The following is a 17,809-nucleotide window of genomic DNA, read 5'->3' as shown; positions in this document are numbered from 1 at the left end:
CTACGTTATCAGCGAACCAAATCGTCCAAGGCGGCGTCGACATCGGTGTCGCCGTCGGTCAACTCGATGATCTCTTGGGACAACTCGGGGCGCTCCAGCACGCCGTGGATCGCGCGGGCGACGTTGCCGCGCGCCACATCGCCATATGAAATGCAGCGCCCCGCGTTCACCCTGCCGTCGCCGTCGTCATCCTGCAACGTGCCCGGACGGATCAACACCCAGTCCAGACCCGAGGCGCAGACGGCCACGTCGGCCCGTTTTTTCTGTGCCATGTAGTGCTCGAACCCGTCGGACGGTTCCTGATCCCGGCCCGCTTCGGGGAACACCGACACCAGCACCAGGCGCGCAACACCCTGCGCCTCCATCGCTTGCACCAGCGCAATCGGAGCGTCGCCGTCGATGGCCGTCGCCAGGTCCATCCCGGCCCCACCGGCCCCGGCAGAGAACACGACCGCGTCCGTGAACTGCACCAGATCACCGAAGTCATCCGCACCCATCTGCGTCAGGTCTGCAAATCGCGGCGTAACGCCTTGGCGCTGCAGTTCCACGTCATCGCCGTCGCTGTGCCATGTCCCGGTCACCTCGTGGCCCGCCTCCACCAGCATCTCGACCAGGCGTCCGCCGACGCCGCCCGTCGCTCCGATCACCAGAACCTTCATCGCGCTCTCCTTTGCATCTTGTCCCATGGCGAATGGCCCCGCGCGCGCTTAGGTTCCCCCCATGACCACCCTGCCTCCCCAATTCGACGCGTGGTTCGCCAGCCGTGGCTGGTCGATCCACCCCCACCAGCGCGACATGCTGGACCGCTCGGGCGCGCCGTCGTTGCTGTTGATCGCGCCCACGGGCGGCGGGAAGACTCTGGCGGGGTTCCTGCCGACGCTGGCCGAACTAGCCGACGGCGAGCACAAGGGGATGCACACGCTTTACGTCTCGCCCCTGAAGGCGCTGGCGACCGACATTCGTCGCAACCTTACGATGCCCGTGACCGAGATGGGTCTGCCCATCCGCATCGAGGATCGAACGGGCGACACCGGTTACACCCAGAAACGCCGCCAACGCGCCGACCCGCCGCACATCCTGCTGACGACGCCCGAAAGCCTTGCGCTGATGCTGTCGTACGAAGACGCGCCCCGTATCTTCGCGGGCCTTCAGCGTATCGTGGTGGACGAGATCCACGCGCTGGCCGAATCGAAACGGGGCGATCAGCTGATGCTGGCCCTGTCGCGGCTGAACGCTCTGGTCCCGGACCTGCGTCGCGTCGGTCTGTCGGCCACGGTCGAAGACCCCGCCGCCATCGCCAGCTTCCTCGCCAAGCACCCCGATCCCTGCGAAATCCTTTACGCCGATCCCGGCCCAGACCCCGACATCGCGATGATGGAGGTAGAGGCCCCGCCCCCTTGGGCCGGTGGTGGCGGGCGCTACGCGATCCCTGAGGTGCTCGAGCAGGTGCGTCAGCACAAGACCACGCTGATTTTCCACAACACGCGCGCGCAGGCGGAAATCTTCTTCCACGAACTGTGGCTGCAGAACGAGGACGCGCTGCCCATCGGCATTCACCACGGCAGCCTATCGCGCGAGCAGCGCGCCAAGACCGAAGCCGCGATGGTCAACGGCGACCTGCGCGCCATCGTCTGCACCGGCAGCCTGGACCTTGGCATCGACTGGGGCGACGTGGACCTCGTGATCCAAGTGGGCGCGCCGAAGAACGTGAAGCGGCTGGTGCAACGGATCGGGCGTGCGAACCACCGGTACAATGCGCCCTCCAAAGCCCTGCTCGTTCCCGCCAACCGGTTTGAGGTCGTTGAATGCGTCGCAGCGCTGGAAGCCGTGAAGGCCCGCGATCTCGACGGAGATCCCCGCGGCCCCGGCCCCCGCGACGTGCTGTGCCAGCACATCCTGATCCGCGCCGCATCCGGTCCTTTCGACGCGGCAGAGCTCTATCGCGAGGTTAAATCCGCAGGCGCCTACAGCACCCTCACCCGCGCCGCCTTCGACCAATGCCTCGATTTCATCGCCACCGGCGGCTACGCCCTGCGCGCCTACGACCAATGGCAGCGGCTGAAAGAGACCGACGGCCAATATCACCTGCGCGATCCGCGCGGGGCGGTCCGCATCCGCCAGAATATCGGAACCATCATGGACACCGATCTGCTGAAGGTCCGCCTGCGCAATCGGCGCGGCGGGGTGCCACTGGGAGAGGTCGAGGAAGGTTTCGCCGCCACGCTTACCCCCGGCGACACGTTCCTCATCGGCGGAAAGATCGTCCGCTATGAAGGCCTGCGCGAGATGATCGTCGAGGTCTCTCCCAAGCCCGACAAGCCGCCCAAGATCGCGACATTCATGGGCACGAAGTTCGCCACCTCCACTCAACTGTCCCACCGCGTTCTGCGCATGTTCCAGCAAGATGACTGGCCCGAACTGCCCGACGCCACCCGCCAGTGGCTGCACCTGCAACGCGGCGCGTCAAAGCTGCCCGAGGCCGACCGTATCCTTGTCGAAAGCTTCCCATACCTGGGCCGCGCGCACACTTGCATTTACGGCTTTGCCGGGCGCAACGCGATGCAGACGCTGGGCCTGCTGGTCACGGCCCGGATGGAAGAAAACGGCCTTCACCCCATGGGCTTCGTGTCGACCGATTACGCCACACTGATCTGGGGGCTCGACCCGGTCACCGACCCCGCGCCCCTGTTCGACGGCGATGACCTGCGACGCACGTTCGAAACCTGGCTTGGCGGCAACGCGGTGATGAAACGCACCTTCAAACAGTCCGCCGTCATCTCTGGCCTGATCGACCGGCAGACGCGCGGCCAGCGCAAGTCGGGAAAGCAGGCGACCTTTTCTGCCGATATCCTATACGATGTTCTGCGCAAATACGATCCCGATCACTTGTTGATGGATGTGACGCGGGAAGAGGCTCTGAAGGGTCTCGTCGATTTCGGACGCATCGAAGAGATGTTGGCGCGCACCGCAGGCCGCATCGACCATGTCGTGTGCGACCGTCCCACACCGTTGGCAGCCCCCCTGTTTCTGGAAGCCGGGCGCGTACCGGTCGAAGGCTCTGCCACCGAGAAATTGCTTGCGGATGAAGCAGAACGCCTGATGGAAGGCGCCGGTTTGCAGATCACCGCCGAGGACAAGAAACGGTGGGCCGTACCCTATTGATCCGGTGGAATCCGGGCGCTACTGCCAAGCCTCACTTGCCGGAGAACACGTCCATGGGTATGGAACGGAGCATGAACTTTTGTGACTTCGATCTGGCGGGGGCGCACCTGCGCCTGCTGTCCACGGGTGCGCTATGGTGGCCGGACGAAGGCACGCTGGTCGTGTCCGACTTGCACCTGTGCAAGTCCGAACGCATCGCCCGACGCTCAGGCCAGATGCTACCCCCTTATGAGACCCGCGACACGCTGGCCCGGCTGGATGCGGACGTTTTGGCCACCAAGGCCCGAACCGTGATCTGCCTAGGCGACAGTTTCGACGACGATGCCGCGCGTGAGGGACTGGGAGAGGCCGAGACGCTGTGGATCCAACGGATGCAGGCCGGGCGGCAGTGGATTTGGATCACCGGCAATCACGATCCCGCACCAACCGATATCGGAGGCACCGCGCTGGACGATCTGGAGATCGGACCGCTGATATTCCGCCATATTGCGGACCCCAACGCTCAGGCCGAAGTTTCGGGTCACTACCACCCGAAGGCCCGTTTGGCCCTGCGCGGCAAGCTGATCTCACGCCCCTGCTGCCTGTATGATGACGCGCGCGCGATTCTGCCAGCCTACGGCACCTACACTGGCGGGCTGGATTGGACCGCTCCGGTGTTGGCTGGGCTGATGGGGGCGAACGCTTGCGCGATCCTCACGGGCCAACGCCCCTGTGCCGTGCCGATGCCACAACGGGCACGGGCGTGAGCGACCGCATCCGCGACAGCTTTGCGCGTCAGTCCATGATGACGACGCTGGGCGCGGAACTGGTAGAGCTTGGCGACGGCACCGCCCGGATCGACGCGCCGATATTGCCCGGTTCGTTGCAACAGCACGGCTACGGCCACGCCGCGCTGACCTTCGCCATAGGCGATTCGGCGGCGGGCTATGCGGCACTGACGATGATGGGTGAGGATGCGGAAGTTCTGACGGCAGAAATGAAGATCAATCTCCTGCGTCCCTGCGCGGGAGAACGCTTGATCGCGCGTGGTCGCGTCATCAAGCCGGGGCGGCGGATCGTTGTGGTCCAAGCCTCAGTTCACACTGTAAGTGACGGAACCGAAATCGAAATCGCGTTATTACAGGGAACGATGGTTCCCGTCTGACACTGGGCTTGGGAGTCAAAAACGCCGCCCCGGTGGGAGGACCGGCGCGGCGTTTGTGATCCGACGAGAGGGAAAAATCGTCGGTATTTATCTTCAGATCAGCGCCCAAGCAGCAAGCGAGATGCCCGTTGCGAGGCCGGCGTGGATAGCAAGGATAATGCTGGACATGTCAAGTCTCCGCTGTGTTCGAGTATGTAACTCGGCGAAGCCTCGCGCAGTTCCCTCACGAAAGTGTTAACGTGTCGGATCCCAAGCGCGCTGATCCGGAATATGCAGTCGGACCGTGTCGTTCAGGCCGATCCGGCCGGGCCGCTCCACCCACGCCGTGACACCACGACGCCCCTTGGCGGCTGATTTGAAGGCCTTTCCCACGTCTCCGACCGCTTCTTGGATCGTGGCAGCAGGCAGGTGGCAGGGCCGGTTTTGCATATCGATGACCAGCGTCACCCCGTCCGGCCCCTGTAGCCGCGACGAGGGTGGCACGTGGCTGAAGTCTTGAATGCCCTGAACTACCACCGACGCTCCAAGCCACGCAGGATCCAGCGCTTCCACCCCCATCTCTGCGGCGATCTGGTCCATCTCTTCGCGTGAGACGATGGACAGCTGCCGCACATTCGCGATCGCGGTCCCCTTGGGATGCTGGGACGTCACACGACTGCACGACGGGCGTGTCAGCCCAGCGTGAACCTCATGGACCGCTCCGCCGAAGCCCAGATCGAGCGATGCCACGGCTTCACCATCAATCTCTGTCCGGTCTCGGTGTGGCACGCGGCCAAGCCAGAGGACGGTGGCGGTGTGGTCGGTGGGGATCAATGCAGGCATGTCGAAAGATCACGCGACGGCGGCCTGCCCGTCAACGGCAAAAGGGCCGCCGCACTTCCATGCGACGGCCCTTTGCAATGGCTTTCAAGCAGGTCAGGTCGGCTCGGGCTCCATGTCGCCCGGCTTCGACTTCGGCTTGGTCTTCGGAATCGCCGCGATCGACGGAGCGTTGCCTTGATCCGGCGAGTCGTCGTCATCACCCCGGTTGAGAGCTTCGCCGTTCACGACCTTCATGATCTCGGGGCCGGTCAGCGTCTCATACTCCAAAAGACCCTGCGCCAGACGTTCCCATTCCTCGTTCTTTTCGGTGAGAATGCGCTTGGCGGTATCGTAGCCGTCGTCGATCAGCTTCTTCACCTTCTCGTCGATCACCCGCTGCGTGGCTGCCGAATGGCTGGCCCCACCGGAATAGCCGCCCAAATAGGACTGCTGTTCGTTGGCGTAATCCACGTAACCAAGGTCAGGATCGAAGCCGAACTGCGTCACCAGCGCACGGGCGATCTTGGTGACCTGCTGAATGTCAGACGCTGCTCCGCTGGTCACGTTCTCTGCGCCGAACTTCAGCTCTTCGGCCACACGCCCGCCCATCGCCATGGCGATCTTGGACGTGTATTTCTGGTAGCTGACCGAAAGCTGATCGCGTTCCGGCAGGGAAAGCACCAAGCCCAGCGCACGGCCGCGCGGGATGATCGTCGCCTTGTGGACGGGATCGTGCTGCGGGACGTTGAGGCCGACGATGGCGTGACCGGCCTCGTGGTAGGCGGTCAGCTTCTTCTCGTCCTCGGTCATGACCATGGAGCGGCGTTCGGCGCCCATCATGACCTTGTCCTTGGCGTTCTCGAAGTCGTCCATCGTCACGAAGCGGCGACCGACACGGGCGGCCATCAGAGCGGATTCGTTCACAAGGTTGGCCAGATCGGCACCGGAGAAACCGGGCGTGCCGCGTGCGATGATGCGCAGGTCGACGTTCGGGCCCAGCGGCACCTTGCGCGAGTGGACGCCCAAGATCTTCTCGCGCCCCTTGATGTCGGGGTTCGGCACTTGAACCTGACGGTCGAAGCGGCCCGGACGCAGCAGGGCGGGGTCGAGCACGTCGGGGCGGTTGGTGGCCGCAACGATGATTATGCCCTCGTTCGCCTCGAAGCCGTCCATCTCGACCAGCAACTGGTTCAGCGTCTGCTCGCGTTCATCGTTGCCGCCACCGTAGCCCACGCCACGCGAGCGGCCCACGGCATCGATCTCGTCGATGAAGACGATACAGGGCGCGTTTTTCTTGGCCTGCTCGAACATGTCACGCACGCGGGACGCACCGACACCAACGAACATTTCTACGAAGTCAGAGCCGGAAATGGTGAAAAACGGCACGCCCGCCTCACCGGCCACGGCACGGGCCAGCAGCGTCTTACCGGTGCCCGGAGGGCCCACCAGCAACGCACCTTTGGGGATCTTGCCGCCGAGGCGCGAGAATTTCTGCGGGTTGCGCAGGAATTCCACGATCTCTTCCAGATCGTCCTTCGCCTCGTCGATACCGGCCACGTCGTCGAACGTCACGCGACCGTGCTTTTCTGTCAGCAGCTTGGCCTTCGACTTTCCGAAGCCCATCGCGCCGCCTTTGCCGCCGCCCTGCATCCGGTTCATGAAGTAGATCCAGACGCCGATCAGCAACAGGAACGGCAAGAAGGTCATCAGGATCGCGCTGAAGCCTGACTGTTCTTGCGGACGTGCGTTCACGGTCACGTCGTTGTCGATCAGGCGTTCCGTCAATTGGTCACCGTTGTCGGGACGGATGGTGGAATAATCCTGACCGTCAGAGCCGCGGAACAGCACCTTCTCGCCATCGAGCGTAACGCTGGAGACTTCTCCACTGTCGACCTGTTCGACGAAGTCAGAGTAGCTGACCGAGTTGGAGTTCAGGGACGAGTTGCCGCCCGAAAAAAGATTGAAGAGCGCCAGGACCAGCAGGAACAGAACGACCCAGAATGCGATGTTGCGCGCGTTGCCCAAGAAACAGCCTCCCATGGGGAATTGCGGACGCGTGGGAGCGCCCGATTGGAGCCATAGATAACCATTGGGCAGGGCAGTTCAATCACTCCCGCAGAAGTCGGCGAAATTGCCGCGTGCGTCTGCGGTCGCTGTCCAACCGTTCGGTAGGCCGGCAATCGGTGCCGCGATCAGAGAGTCGCCGTCCCAGATTGCGGGAGAGGCGATGAGAGAGACAAGCGGTAGGCCCGTTTCCCGCCACGGTGTCTGCGTGATCGCGTCGCCCAAGGCGCGAATGGTCAGATGCGCTGCGTCAGGCCCGGACAGGTGCCAGCGTCCGTCCCAGATTTCTGTCGCTGAAACAGCAGTTTCGTGCACGCGTTGCAATTCGCGGGCGATCCGCAAGCCGTCTTGCTCGGGTAGCAAAACGCAACCGGACAGGGTGCGTTTACTGGTTGCCTCCGTAGCGCGCAGGATGTGGTCATGGCGCGGGGTGTAATGCCCGCCCCCGACCCAGCGCAGGGCGTAGGAGAAGAGGCGGCGGGTGATCTCGGTCGGCAAATCTCGGTATCCGGAGATCAGCAAATCTCCGCGATCCTGCCTTACATTTTCGCGGACAAATGCTCGCAATTGCCAGTTGAGCGCCTGACGGACCTCTGCCAGCCGATGAGCGGTGTCGGCCAGCGTCGTCGCGTTGATTCCCAGATCAGACAAGGCAGCGCGGGTGCGGGCGCGCAGGTATGTGGCATCTTCATTGGTTGGGTCATCGACCCAGCCGATCCCCTGCGCGCGAAGGTAATCGCGGCACGACTCTCGTGATATGCCCAAAAGCGGGCGCAGCCATGTCACGCCGTCGCGCCGAAACTGGGCGTCCATTGCGGATAGACCGTCGACCCCAGACCCGCGAGACAGGCGCATCAGGAATGTCTCGGCCAGATCGTCCTGCGTGTGGCCAAGGATCACCGAATCGACTCCTTGCCGTACGGCCCACTCCCCGATCATTGAGAACCGGGCATCACGCGCGCGCGCAGAGACATTACCGACCCAGTCCCAGCCCCAGCGCAGCGTCTGGTGCGCGATCCCGCGTTCCGCGCAGAAGGCCCCGACCCCCGCAGCCTCCGCCGCCGCTTCGGGCCGCAATCCGTGATCGACCGTCACCGCCTGCACGTTGCCGACGACGCGGTGCGCCAGATCGAGCGCCGCCATGCTGTCCCCGCCCCCAGACACGGCAACGCCCAGCCGCTGGGGCCGGGCGTCGTGCAGAGCGGTGCGCATCGCGTCGAGTAGCGCCGTCTCGGTCACTGGCAGGACAGGGTCGTCCGCGCGGTCTGCGCCTCTAGCGCTTGGGACGTGCCGGGGAAGCGTCCCGGAACCTCGCCTAGCGTGGCGCAGGCATCGGCAGTCTGGCCCAGCGTATCCAGCGTCAGGCCCAGTTGCAGCAACGCATCGGCGGCGCGCGGTCCTTCGGGTTGGCCGGAAAAGGCGTTCAAGTAGGCACGTGCGGCACCTGCGTCTTCGCCCAATTCCGCCAACGCCTGACCGCGCAGGAAATGCGCTTCCCCCGTCAGCGGTCCGCCCGTGTAGGTCGTGGTAAAGGTGTCAAAGAGGTCAGCGGCGCTGCGAAAGCTACCGGAGTCGAGGGCCTCCTTCGCCCGGTCGAAGTCTTCCTGTTCCCCAATCGCCATCGACGCGCCGTCCGTGACCGGCGCGGGTCGGGCGGGCGGCGGCGTGGCTGTCCCGCCCAGCGGCGGCGTCTCGCCCAGATCGCCGAAGTCGCAGCCCGGCTCGATCTCGCACACCCGGAAGCGAAGGTCGCCCAGCCGGTTGGTGCCGTCGGAGACGACGCTGTTGATGCGGTTTTGCAGCTCTTCGGTCGCGCCTGTCAGGCGGCGCAACTCTGCCTCCATGGCGTCGATCCGCTCCAGCGCGCCGGTGCCTTGGATGTTCACGGATGGGCCACCCGTGGTGGACAGCTCGCGTTGCAGGTTCTGCAGCTCGGTGTTGAGAACCGCGATCTCTTGCGTGATGTCGGCAAGGGTCTGGGCATCCTGCGCCCCGGCAACGCCGGGGCACAGAAGCGCCGCGATCAGGAATGCGCGTCGGATCATGGGATCAGCTCGTCGCCGCGCCGGCGGCGATCACGGTCACGGCCCGGCGGTTCTGGGCATAGCAGGCCTCGGTCGAGCACACCTCGATCGGGCGCTCCTTGCCGTAGGTGACGGTGCGCAGACGCGCAGCGGACACGCCTTGGCTGACAAGGAAGTCACGGGCCGATGCCGCACGACGCGCGCCGAGCGCCAGGTTATATTCCCGCGTGCCCTGCTCATCGGCGTGACCCTCGACGATGGCGGTATAGCTGGGGTTGGAATTCAGCCACTGCGCTTGCGCCGACAGCGCCTGACGCCCGGCATCGTTCAGCGTGGACTGATCCACCGCGAACAGCACGCGGTCACCGACCGTTTCGCTGAAATACGCCGGAGAGGATGGATCGAGCGCGCCTTGCGTGACGCCTGCGGTCGTGCCCAGACCACCATTCATGCCAGCGCCATTGCCCATGGCGTCCATCGGCCCGCCCGCGCCGAAGCGGTCGGGGTTGGAACAGGCACCAAGAGCGAGCACGCCCAGCACCATCAAAGTCTTCGTTGCGATACGCATCTTGGCGCTCTCCTTAAATCTGTTGGCCCTGTCTAGCATCATGCCGGACCGGAGTGAATCACTATGGCAAGAGCGGCGACCACGCCGGGTCGGACGCCGCTTGCGGTGTTGGAATACGCTTCAGGTTCCGGCCCGATACGTCGACCGAATACAACGCAGGCTCACCACTGGCCCCCGCGCTTTCGCGGGTGAACATGATGACGCGCCCGTTCGGTGCCCACGTGGGGCCTTCGTCCAGGAAGGATGCCGTAAGCAGCCGTTCTTCGCTGCCATCCGTGCGCATCACGCCGATGTGGAAGCGGCCCGCGTTCTGCTTGGTGAAGGCGATCAAGTCGCCGCGCGGGGACCAGACCGGCGTGCCGTAGCGGCCTGCGCCGAAACTGATGCGGCGCGGCTCTCCGCCACCGGCAGGCATCACGTATAGCTGCGGCGTGCCGGAACGGTCACTCTCAAATACGATCTGGCTGCCGTCGGGGCTGTAGCTTGGCGCGGTCTCGATCGACGGCGCGTTGGTCAGCTGCTGCGGCGCACCGCCCGGCTGGACGCGGTAGATGTCGGTGTTGCCGTTGATCGCGGCAGAAAAGACCACCGAGTTGCCATCGGGCGCATAGCGCGGCGCGAAGGTCATCGACTCGGCTGGCACCTGCAGCGGCACCTGGCTGACCGACGACACATCCATCTGGTAGATCTGCGGGAAGCCGCTGGCGTAGCTGGTGTACAGCACCCGACCACCGTTCGGCGAGAAGCGCGGCGCCAGTACCAGTGACGACGAGTCCGTCAGGTACTGAACGTTCGCTCCGTCGTAATCCATGACGGCCAAGCGCTTCTGCCGGTCGTTCTTCGGCCCCTGCTCGGACACGAAAACGACGCGACTGTCGAAATAGCCGCTCTCTCCCGTGACACGGGAGTAAACGGCGTCCGCAACTTTGTGCGCCAGCCGCCGCCAGCTTTGTTCGGTGCCTTGCAATTGCAGCCCCTCGCCCAGCGGCGCGTCGGAGAACACGTCGAAGAGGCGGAACTTGACGGTCAGGTTGCCCGCGCCATCCGCCGAGACTGCTCCGGTGATCAGCGCCTGTGCATTGATCGCCTTCCAGTTGGCGTAGTTGACCGAGGGCGTGAACTCGGTGACCTGCGCCACGAACGCCTCTTGTCCGATACGGCGGAAAAGGCCCGTACCCGTCAGATCGTCTGCGATGACCTGAGTGATCCGGCCCGCCCAATCTTGCGCGGCAGGGGATTCGGCTATCAGCGTCGGCAGCGCGAAGGGCACCGGCTCGATCACGCCCTCGGTGATCTCGATCCGCAGGGGGCCGTCTTGCGCCGCTGCCGAAAGCGGCATGGCCGCCAGACAGATCGCTGCCAGAAGTTGCGTGATGCGCATCCCAAGTCCCTTCGTTTTCAATTCGATCCCCGGTGTCATGGGCTGTTCCTTACCTGATCCGCATCTCAGCGGGATTGAACGTGACGACAACCTGCTGCCACTGGGCGTATTTCTCGACCGGCAGCTGGTAGCCGCCGTCCTGATCCTGACAACGCAGGATGGCACGTCGTCCCGATTCGAACGCCGCACGCTGCGCGGCATCCGATCCGCCCTGCGCCGAAATCTGCGTGATCGAACCCGCGTCCACCCGGTTGTCAGGCGTCATGTTGAAGCGGATCGCCACGACGACACTGGCCGCTTCCGACCCGACATCGACGTTCCAGCACCGGCGCACCTGCAGACGAAACGCTTCCGTCTCGCCCTGCGTCAGCGGCGGTCCGGCGGGCGCACCTTGAATGGCGCCCTGCTCGACCAACTCCTGCAACCCGGCGATGGTGTCGTTCACCGCATCCTGCACATTGTCCGACGACGCAGCACTGGTGGTGCCTTCGGTTTGCGGCGCGGGCGTTGGCTCTGGGGTCGGCTCGGGCGTTGGCTCTGGCTCCGCCTGCGCAAGCCGTTCGGGACGGCTGCGCGGACGAGATGACGTTTCAGGCGCGGACGCAGGCGTCTCTGCCTCTGTCACGATCTCGGTCGTCGCCTCTTCCGGCGCGGCGGGCGCGTCTTCCACGACCTCGGGTTCCGGCTCGGGCAAAGGCTCTGGCTCGACGGCGGGTTCCGGTGCCTCGGCAGGCTCTGCCTCTACAGGCGGCTCCGGTGTCGCTTCGGGTGCCACGCGCGGCGCTGGCCGCGGCGCTGGCGTTTCACTTGGCGGTTCCGGAACGGGCGCTGGCAGGGGTTGAAGCTCTTCGGTCGGCGTCGGCTCGGGTTCGGGCTCCGGCTCAGGCTGCGGTTCCGGCAACGGGGCGGGTTCCGGTTCAAGGGTCGGCTCAGTCACAGGTTCAGGTTCGGGCGCAGGGGTAGGCTCCGGCACGGGCTCTGGCTCCACCACGCGCGGCTCTTCGGCAGGCTCCATGTCCTCCGGCGCATCCGGATCAACGGCAGCGGACGGCGTCTCGCTTTCGATCATCGGCGGCGGCGTGACCTCTCCGGTCTCGGGTCGCGTCAGCGCCGCGAACTCTTCCTCGCTCATCACCGTGACCTGCGTGGTCTCGACGGGCGGGGGTTCAGACGTGCGGAACAACCCGCCGAACAGCAGGAACAAAAGAAGCGCGACATGCGCGATCCCGGATATGATGAGCGGCGTATCCATGCGCCCGAGGCCACATCCCTACCTGTCGGTTCCATCAAGACGCGGACCGCCCGCATCGGTCACAAGACCGATCTCGTTGAAGCCGCCCGAGTTCAGCGCGCCCATCACCTCTGCCACGCGGGCATAGGGGATCGTGCCGTCCGCGCGCAGGAAGACCTTGCGGCTTTCGCGTTCGGCGGCGATGGCGCGCAGCTGCGCGATCAGATCGTCGCTTTCGGTCTCGTTATCCATCAGCAACACCTGCCCATCGGCGGTCAGCGTGATCGACAGGGGCGCTTCCTGCTCGGTCGGCAGAGCCTCTGCCGAGGTTTCGGGCAGTTCGATCGGAACGCCCACCGTCAGCATCGGCGCAGAGACCATGAAGATGATGAGCAGCACCAGCATCACATCCACGAACGGCGTGACGTTGATTTCCGACATGGGCCGGACGCGACCGCGACGTCCACGCCTGCGTCCGCCGCCCTGCTTACCGATGACACCCGCACCCATGGCTTAAGCGTCCAACTGGCGCGACAGGATGGTCGAGAACTCGTCCGAGAACGACTCGTAGCCGCCCACGATCCGTCCCTGATCGGCGGTCAGCTTGTTGTAGAAGATGACGGCGGGAATAGCGGCCAGCAGGCCCAGACCGGTGGCCAACAGCGCCTCTGCAATGCCCGGTGCCACGACGGCCAAGTTCGTGGATTGGCTTTCGGCAATGTCGATGAAGGCGACCATGATGCCCCAGACCGTGCCGAACAGGCCGATGAAAGGCGCGGTGGACCCGATGGTGGCCAGGATCGGCAGACCTTTTTCCAGATCGTCGGCCTCGCGATTGATCGCCACGTCCATGCTACGCTCGATCCGGGACTGTGCGCCCGGAATCATCGCGCCATCGTCACGATGGCTGCGCTGCCATTCGGTCATTCCGGCGGCGAAGACGCTGGCGGCCCGGCCATCCGGCTCTGGTCCCATCTTGCGATACAGGTCGTCCAGCGGCTCGCCCGACCAGAAGGCCGCATCGAACTGCGCCGCCTCTGACCGCGCGTTACGGAAGGTGATGTGCTTGCGAATGATGATGGCCCAAGACCAGACCGATGCCGCGATGAGGATCAGCATCACCAGCTTGACCGTCAGTGAGGCGCGCGCGAACAGCGCCAGCATCGAGAAATCCATCTCAGCCGCTGCCGCGAGAGTTTCAGTTTCCATGGTATCTGCTCTTTTACTGCCGTCGCGGGCCGATTTCCGACCTCGTTGGCCCTTACCTACCGCAAGGTGCGCACAAAAGCCACATAAAGCGCACGAATGGGTGAGGTCACCGCGGTCTGAGCGCAATTCGGCGGGGTTTCGCCTAGATCGCGGCGCGCAAGGCCCTCGGCAAACGCTGCACCGCGCCGGTAGTGTGGTCGATGGCGACCATCTCCACCTCGGCCCGGAAGAGCACCGTTTCGCCGTGCCGCACGGTCTGATCCAAAACGATGCGGACGCCGGTGCAGGTTTGCACCTCGGTCGTCACCTCCAGCGCATCATCCAGCCGAGCGGGCGCGATGAAGTCGGCAACGATGCGCCTGACCGCAAAGACCGTCCCCCTGTCGCGTAGCGCGTTCTGGTCCACACCAAGCCCCCGCACCCAGGCCGACCGCGCCCGTTCGATGAATTTCAGGTAATTCGCGTGATAGACGATCCCGCCCATATCGGTATCCTCGTAATTGACGGTCACGGGGAAGATGTGGCTCACTGTGCCTGCCCCACACGCGCCGCCAGCCGCAATGCGTGCGCAGGGTCATTCGCCGCAACCGGCATCACGGGATCATAGGCCGCGCGGATCAGCGCGCCGATATCCGGGCGCAGAACGACGGTGCCGTCCGGCGTCTGGGCCAGTGCCGAGCGGTCGGTGAAGGCAGTGTCGGACCACAGCAGGATCGTCTGCACGACCTGAGAGAGCGCCACGGTTTCGGCGGGCACCTTCGACATCTCTGCGTCCATTCGCACGAAGATGAACGCCGCCTTGATCGCACCTGCCTCGTCGAAGCGGAACACGCGGTATTGGTTGGCCTCCACCGCCTCCAGCCGCTCCAGCAACGGGGTCAGCCCTTCGATCAGACGGTCGAGGTCCGGCACATGGCGCAATTCGTCCCATTCGCGCAGGAAGAAGACCATGAAGTTGACGCCCAACTCGCCGTCCATGTCGCCCATGTCGTGACCGGCCAACTGGCACACCGCCTCTATCGCGCCCTTCACGATACCAAGCGTCGCGTCGTCCACGCCGAAGACAACGGGCGCGATGGCGCGGCCCCAGCGGGCGAAGACATATTCGCCACTGGTGCGAGTGAAGAGTGGTTCGATCTCGGTCACATCCATGACATCGGATTAACCTGACCAAGTGCGCCAATTCCACCCCTTCATCGTTCCCGAAATACCTCGGGGGCGGCGCAGCCGCGGGGCAGAGCCCCTCAACCGCCGAACAGATCCCCGCCGTCAGGCTTCGGCGCGGCCATGCCAAGATGCGTCCAGGCTCCTTGCGCAAGCATCCGCCCGCGCGGCGTCCGCTGGATCAGGCCCTTTTGCAGAAGGTAAGGCTCAATCACGTCTTCCAGCGCGTCCCGCGACTCAGACAGCGCCGCACAGAGCGTTTCGATCCCCACGGGACCGCCCTGATAGTGCTCGGCGATCAGCGATAGATAGCGTCGGTCCGCGCCATCCAATCCCAGCCGGTCCACGCCCAGACGCGTCAGAGCGCTATCGGCGATCTCCTTCGTCAGACGCCCGTCGCCCTCGACCAGCGCGAAATCCACCACGCGCCGCAACAGTCGCCCGGCTATCCGAGGCGTACCGCGTGCCCGCGCCGCAATCTCGCGTGTGCCGCCCTCTTCCGCGTCCACGCCCATCAGCCGCGCCCCGCGCGCGACGATCTGCTTCAGCTCATCCACCGTGTAGAACTGTAGGCGCACCGGGATGCCGAAGCGGTCGCGCAGGGGTGTCGTCAGAAGGCCCAGCCGCGTCGTCGCGCCCACAAGCGTGAAGGGCTGCAATTCGATCCGCACGGTGCGCGCGGCAGGCCCCTCGCCGATCACGAGGTCCAGCTCGAAATCCTCCAGCGCGGGATACAGCACTTCTTCGACCACTGGGTTCAGGCGATGGATTTCGTCGATGAACAGCACATCGCGGGCTTCCAGGTTCGTCAGGATCGCCGCCAGATCGCCCGCCTTGGCCAAGACGGGGCCAGAGGTCATGCGGAAGTTCACCCCCAACTCCCGCGCCATGATCTGCGCAAGGGTCGTCTTTCCCAAGCCGGGCGGGCCGTGGAACAGCGCGTGGTCCATCGCCTTGCCGCGCAGCTTCGCACTTTCGATGAACACCTTGAGGTTCGCCCGCGCCTCAGCCTGGCCGGTGAACGCATCCAGCGTCTGCGGGCGCAGGGCGGGGCCGTCGTCTTCGGGCAGCGGTTCAGCCCGTAGGGTGGGATCAGGGTCGGTCATCGGATCACGCCGGGGCCAGCAGCTTCAGTGCTGCACGGATCAGGGTAGCCGTATCGGCTCCTTCGGATTGCCCCGCAGCTTCGGCCACTGCGCGAGCGGCTTCGGACGGCGCGTAGCCCAGGTTCGACAGGGCCGACATCGCCTCTGACTGCGCGGACGCCACCGGCGCGGTGGATGCGGGGGCGACTGACGCAGGTGCGATGTCCGAAGTAGCCAACGGGCCGGGATCAGCCATCGGCGCGCTTTGCACGCCCAGCGCCATGATCGTTGGGGCCTTGTCCTTCAATTCGTTCACCAGCCGTGTCGCGATCTTGGGGCCGACGCCGGGGGCCTGCCGCACCGCCGCCGCGTCGCCCAAGGCAATCGCGCGGCCCACCCCGTCCGGCCCCAGTGCGCCAAGGATCGCCATAGAGGCTTTGGCTCCGATGCCCTGCACGCTCATCAACAGGCGGTGCCACTCCTTCTCGGCCAGCGTCTGGAAGCCGAACAGCTGCATCAGATCCTCGCGCACCAGCAGGTCGGTGAACAGCTGCACTGCTTCGCCCGGCCCCGGCATCGCCGCGCGCGTTCGGTCAGAGACATGCACCACGTAACCGACACCCCCAACGTCGATCAGAACGTGGTCGTCGGCCAGATAGCCGACGCGGCCCGACAGACGCCCGATCATGCGAGGTTCCGCGCGATGCTGCGCGCCGTGCCCAGATGCGCGGCATGGCACAAGGCAATGGCCAGCGCATCGGCGGCGTCGGGGCCTTCCGGCACAGCTCCGGGCAATTGCAGCCGGACCATGTGGTCGATCTGCGCCTTGGCAGCGTGGCCCACGCCGACGACCGCCTTCTTCACCGCATTGGGGTAATACTCGCCGATCTCCAACCCCGCCTGCGCCAAAGTCAGCAAGGCGACACCTCTGGCCTGCCCCAGCTTGAGCGTGCCGGCCCCGTCGGGGTTCACGAAGGTCTGCTCAATGGCCGCAGCGTCAGGTGCATACCGCTGCAAGACATCCGTCAGTTGCCCATGCAGGGACAACAACCGCACCGCCAGATCGCCGGTGCCGCTTTTGCACGTGCCGTTCGCGATGTGGCGCAAACGCGAGCCTTCCGATTCGATGACACCCCATCCAAGGCATCGAAGCCCCGGATCGATCCCGATAACACGCATGCCGACTGCCCCGTGATTGTTGTTTTTTCGCACGCTAGCACGAAAGGCGAACATTCGCCAAGATGTCGCTTTGCGACATCGTTCGGCTCCACCCGCGACACACGGACCGTTTTCGACGTCAATCGGTCTGAAAACGACACCCTGCACTTCAGAATATATAAAATTTTTCAGCAGCTTGGGGCTTGAACGACGCCGAATGATGCTGCACGGGGCCTTCAAGTGAAACGCCAGCACGAAGGATGCGTCCCGTGGCCCTTTATGACACCCACCGTTCGACCGCTACGCCGACAAGCACCGTTCTGGCGACGCGCATTGCCGACTTGATCCTGAATGTCGGCGACCGCCTGTCTGCCATTCGTCTGCCCCGCCGCAGCGCTCTGCGCCTGTCGGACCGCGAGTTGCGCGATCTGGGGCTGGAGCGGTATCAGGCAGAGCACCTCTGAGCGTCTAGAAGATCCGCTCCAGATCGCGCTTCCAGTCAGAAAACTTGTAGCGAAGCGCAAGGGCGTTCCGGGTCAACGGATCCGGTGCGGCCAGCGTCGCGGCGACCGGCGATATATTCTCCAGCCGTGCCACCATTTCTGTCTGGGCGGTCGGACCCTGCGCCGTGACGACAGCGATCTTGATGCACCAGAGTGCCAGCACCGTCCTTACGATACCCTGCAAACCAATACGCGGTAGCGCGAAACGTCGGTTTTCCTGTTCCGCACCGTGACGATTGGCGACCCGACGCGCCTTTTGCGCGAAGGCCGGGTTCTGAGCGATATGACGTGATGCTTCCGGTGGATGGACCATTG

Annotated in this window: 20 protein-coding genes; 4 read left to right on the top strand and 16 right to left on the bottom strand. The window is 64.7% G+C overall.

Translation table 11 applies throughout. The features are described 5' to 3' along the window. Positions 1 to 8: 8 nt before the first annotated feature. Positions 9 to 659: an NAD(P)H-binding protein gene (locus FIU81_RS01715; RefSeq protein ID WP_172971373.1), complete on the bottom strand. Its 651-nt coding sequence runs from the start codon at positions 657 to 659 to the stop codon at positions 9 to 11. 61 nt (positions 660 to 720) lie between these two features. Here FIU81_RS01715 and FIU81_RS01710 point away from each other — a divergent pair, with 61 nt between their 5' ends. The 3 genes from FIU81_RS01710 (at position 721) to FIU81_RS01700 (ending at position 4,306) form a co-directional block, all read left to right on the top strand. Then, positions 721 to 3,162 carry a ligase-associated DNA damage response DEXH box helicase gene (locus FIU81_RS01710; protein WP_124110986.1) on the top strand — a complete coding sequence of 814 codons (2,442 nt, stop codon included), beginning with the start codon at positions 721 to 723 and terminating at the stop codon, positions 3,160 to 3,162. A gap of 71 nt (positions 3,163 to 3,233) precedes the next feature. Next, a complete protein-coding gene (gene pdeM, locus FIU81_RS01705; RefSeq protein ID WP_124110987.1) occupies positions 3,234 to 3,908 on the top strand; it encodes a ligase-associated DNA damage response endonuclease PdeM in 675 nt (224 codons plus the stop codon). Between the two features lie 35 nt (positions 3,909 to 3,943). Then, positions 3,944 to 4,306, top strand: a complete 363-nt coding sequence (locus FIU81_RS01700; protein ID WP_124111158.1) for a PaaI family thioesterase — start codon at positions 3,944 to 3,946, stop codon at positions 4,304 to 4,306. A 234-nt stretch (positions 4,307 to 4,540) separates the two neighbouring features. Here the strand turns inward: FIU81_RS01700 and FIU81_RS01695 are convergent, their stop codons facing one another. From FIU81_RS01695 to ruvC, 14 genes are all read right to left on the bottom strand, one after another. Then, on the bottom strand, positions 4,541 to 5,128 hold the full coding sequence (locus tag FIU81_RS01695; protein ID WP_124110988.1) for an MOSC domain-containing protein: 588 nt from the start codon (positions 5,126 to 5,128) through the stop codon (positions 4,541 to 4,543). A 93-nt stretch (positions 5,129 to 5,221) separates the two neighbouring features. Next, positions 5,222 to 7,132 carry an ATP-dependent zinc metalloprotease FtsH gene (gene ftsH / locus FIU81_RS01690; protein WP_124110989.1) on the bottom strand — a complete coding sequence of 637 codons (1,911 nt, stop codon included), beginning with the start codon at positions 7,130 to 7,132 and terminating at the stop codon, positions 5,222 to 5,224. Positions 7,133 to 7,210: 78 nt separating this feature from the next. Beyond that, positions 7,211 to 8,410, bottom strand: a complete 1,200-nt coding sequence (gene tilS / locus FIU81_RS01685; RefSeq protein WP_254695968.1) for a tRNA lysidine(34) synthetase TilS — start codon at positions 8,408 to 8,410, stop codon at positions 7,211 to 7,213. Continuing rightward, positions 8,407 to 9,213 carry a tol-pal system protein YbgF gene (gene ybgF / locus FIU81_RS01680; protein ID WP_413816231.1) on the bottom strand — a complete coding sequence of 269 codons (807 nt, stop codon included), beginning with the start codon at positions 9,211 to 9,213 and terminating at the stop codon, positions 8,407 to 8,409. Before ybgF ends, tilS begins: the two co-directional genes overlap by 4 nt. Before the next feature lie 7 nt (positions 9,214 to 9,220). Further along, positions 9,221 to 9,763, bottom strand: coding sequence for a peptidoglycan-associated lipoprotein Pal (gene pal, locus FIU81_RS01675; protein WP_124110991.1), 543 nt, complete (start codon positions 9,761 to 9,763; stop codon positions 9,221 to 9,223). 61 nt (positions 9,764 to 9,824) lie between these two features. After that, positions 9,825 to 11,144: a Tol-Pal system beta propeller repeat protein TolB gene (gene tolB / locus FIU81_RS01670; RefSeq protein WP_124111160.1), complete on the bottom strand. Its 1,320-nt coding sequence runs from the start codon at positions 11,142 to 11,144 to the stop codon at positions 9,825 to 9,827. Positions 11,145 to 11,193: 49 nt separating this feature from the next. Next, a complete protein-coding gene (locus tag FIU81_RS01665) occupies positions 11,194 to 12,396 on the bottom strand; it encodes a cell envelope biogenesis protein TolA (protein ID WP_124110992.1) in 1,203 nt (400 codons plus the stop codon). Positions 12,397 to 12,414: 18 nt separating this feature from the next. Beyond that, complete coding sequence (tolR, locus tag FIU81_RS01660; protein ID WP_124110993.1) at positions 12,415 to 12,885, bottom strand: protein TolR; 471 nt, start codon at positions 12,883 to 12,885, stop codon at positions 12,415 to 12,417. 3 nt (positions 12,886 to 12,888) lie between these two features. After that, a complete protein-coding gene (gene tolQ, locus FIU81_RS01655) occupies positions 12,889 to 13,584 on the bottom strand; it encodes a protein TolQ (RefSeq protein ID WP_124110994.1) in 696 nt (231 codons plus the stop codon). Positions 13,585 to 13,726: 142 nt separating this feature from the next. Further along, positions 13,727 to 14,113, bottom strand: coding sequence for a tol-pal system-associated acyl-CoA thioesterase (ybgC, locus tag FIU81_RS01650; protein ID WP_124110995.1), 387 nt, complete (start codon positions 14,111 to 14,113; stop codon positions 13,727 to 13,729). Then, positions 14,110 to 14,736, bottom strand: a complete 627-nt coding sequence (locus FIU81_RS01645) for a hypothetical protein (protein WP_124110996.1) — start codon at positions 14,734 to 14,736, stop codon at positions 14,110 to 14,112. Before FIU81_RS01645 ends, ybgC begins: the two co-directional genes overlap by 4 nt. A gap of 92 nt (positions 14,737 to 14,828) precedes the next feature. Further along, entirely contained in the window at positions 14,829 to 15,854 is a 1,026-nt protein-coding gene (ruvB, locus tag FIU81_RS01640; protein WP_124110997.1) for a Holliday junction branch migration DNA helicase RuvB, read from the bottom strand. Positions 15,855 to 15,858: 4 nt separating this feature from the next. Next, positions 15,859 to 16,521 carry a Holliday junction branch migration protein RuvA gene (ruvA, locus tag FIU81_RS01635; protein ID WP_124110998.1) on the bottom strand — a complete coding sequence of 221 codons (663 nt, stop codon included), beginning with the start codon at positions 16,519 to 16,521 and terminating at the stop codon, positions 15,859 to 15,861. After that, entirely contained in the window at positions 16,518 to 17,012 is a 495-nt protein-coding gene (gene ruvC, locus FIU81_RS01630; RefSeq protein WP_124110999.1) for a crossover junction endodeoxyribonuclease RuvC, read from the bottom strand. The genes ruvA and ruvC overlap by 4 nt, the downstream gene beginning before the upstream one ends. 248 nt (positions 17,013 to 17,260) lie before the next feature. On the opposite strand from ruvC, the gene FIU81_RS01625 reads away from it, so the two are divergent. Next, entirely contained in the window at positions 17,261 to 17,455 is a 195-nt protein-coding gene (locus FIU81_RS01625; RefSeq protein ID WP_172971372.1) for a DUF1127 domain-containing protein, read from the top strand. A 4-nt stretch (positions 17,456 to 17,459) separates the two neighbouring features. On the opposite strand, the gene FIU81_RS01620 is transcribed toward FIU81_RS01625, so the two are convergent. Beyond that, positions 17,460 to 17,807, bottom strand: coding sequence for a hypothetical protein (locus tag FIU81_RS01620; RefSeq protein ID WP_124111001.1), 348 nt, complete (start codon positions 17,805 to 17,807; stop codon positions 17,460 to 17,462). Between the last annotated feature and the right edge of the window lie 2 nt (positions 17,808 to 17,809).

The sequence above is a fragment of the Palleronia sp. THAF1 genome, assembly GCF_009363795.1.
Lineage (GTDB): Bacteria > Pseudomonadota > Alphaproteobacteria > Rhodobacterales > Rhodobacteraceae > Palleronia.
This window is presented reverse-complemented; position numbering and strand designations above follow the sequence as displayed.

What these genes read in the sequence shown, in the direction of transcription:
- ruvA (WP_124110998.1), bottom strand. Translation starts at nt 16,521, where the DNA reads ATGATCGGGCGTCTGTCGGGCCGCGTCGGCTATCTGGCCGACGACCAC.
- FIU81_RS01645 (WP_124110996.1), bottom strand. Translation starts at nt 14,736, where the DNA reads ATGGATGTGACCGAGATCGAACCACTCTTCACTCGCACCAGTGGCGAA.
- FIU81_RS01620 (WP_124111001.1), bottom strand. Translation starts at nt 17,807, where the DNA reads ATGGTCCATCCACCGGAAGCATCACGTCATATCGCTCAGAACCCGGCC.
- FIU81_RS01695 (WP_124110988.1), bottom strand. Translation starts at nt 5,128, where the DNA reads ATGCCTGCATTGATCCCCACCGACCACACCGCCACCGTCCTCTGGCTT.
- tolQ (WP_124110994.1), bottom strand. Translation starts at nt 13,584, where the DNA reads ATGGAAACTGAAACTCTCGCGGCAGCGGCTGAGATGGATTTCTCGATG.
- pal (WP_124110991.1), bottom strand. Translation starts at nt 9,763, where the DNA reads ATGCGTATCGCAACGAAGACTTTGATGGTGCTGGGCGTGCTCGCTCTT.
- tolB (WP_124111160.1), bottom strand. Translation starts at nt 11,144, where the DNA reads ATGCGCATCACGCAACTTCTGGCAGCGATCTGTCTGGCGGCCATGCCG.
- FIU81_RS01710 (WP_124110986.1), top strand. Translation starts at nt 721, where the DNA reads ATGACCACCCTGCCTCCCCAATTCGACGCGTGGTTCGCCAGCCGTGGC.
- tolR (WP_124110993.1), bottom strand. Translation starts at nt 12,885, where the DNA reads ATGGGTGCGGGTGTCATCGGTAAGCAGGGCGGCGGACGCAGGCGTGGA.
- ruvB (WP_124110997.1), bottom strand. Translation starts at nt 15,854, where the DNA reads ATGACCGACCCTGATCCCACCCTACGGGCTGAACCGCTGCCCGAAGAC.
- FIU81_RS01665 (WP_124110992.1), bottom strand. Translation starts at nt 12,396, where the DNA reads ATGGATACGCCGCTCATCATATCCGGGATCGCGCATGTCGCGCTTCTT.
- FIU81_RS01715 (WP_172971373.1), bottom strand. Translation starts at nt 659, where the DNA reads ATGAAGGTTCTGGTGATCGGAGCGACGGGCGGCGTCGGCGGACGCCTG.
- FIU81_RS01700 (WP_124111158.1), top strand. Translation starts at nt 3,944, where the DNA reads ATGATGACGACGCTGGGCGCGGAACTGGTAGAGCTTGGCGACGGCACC.
- pdeM (WP_124110987.1), top strand. Translation starts at nt 3,234, where the DNA reads ATGAACTTTTGTGACTTCGATCTGGCGGGGGCGCACCTGCGCCTGCTG.
- ruvC (WP_124110999.1), bottom strand. Translation starts at nt 17,012, where the DNA reads ATGCGTGTTATCGGGATCGATCCGGGGCTTCGATGCCTTGGATGGGGT.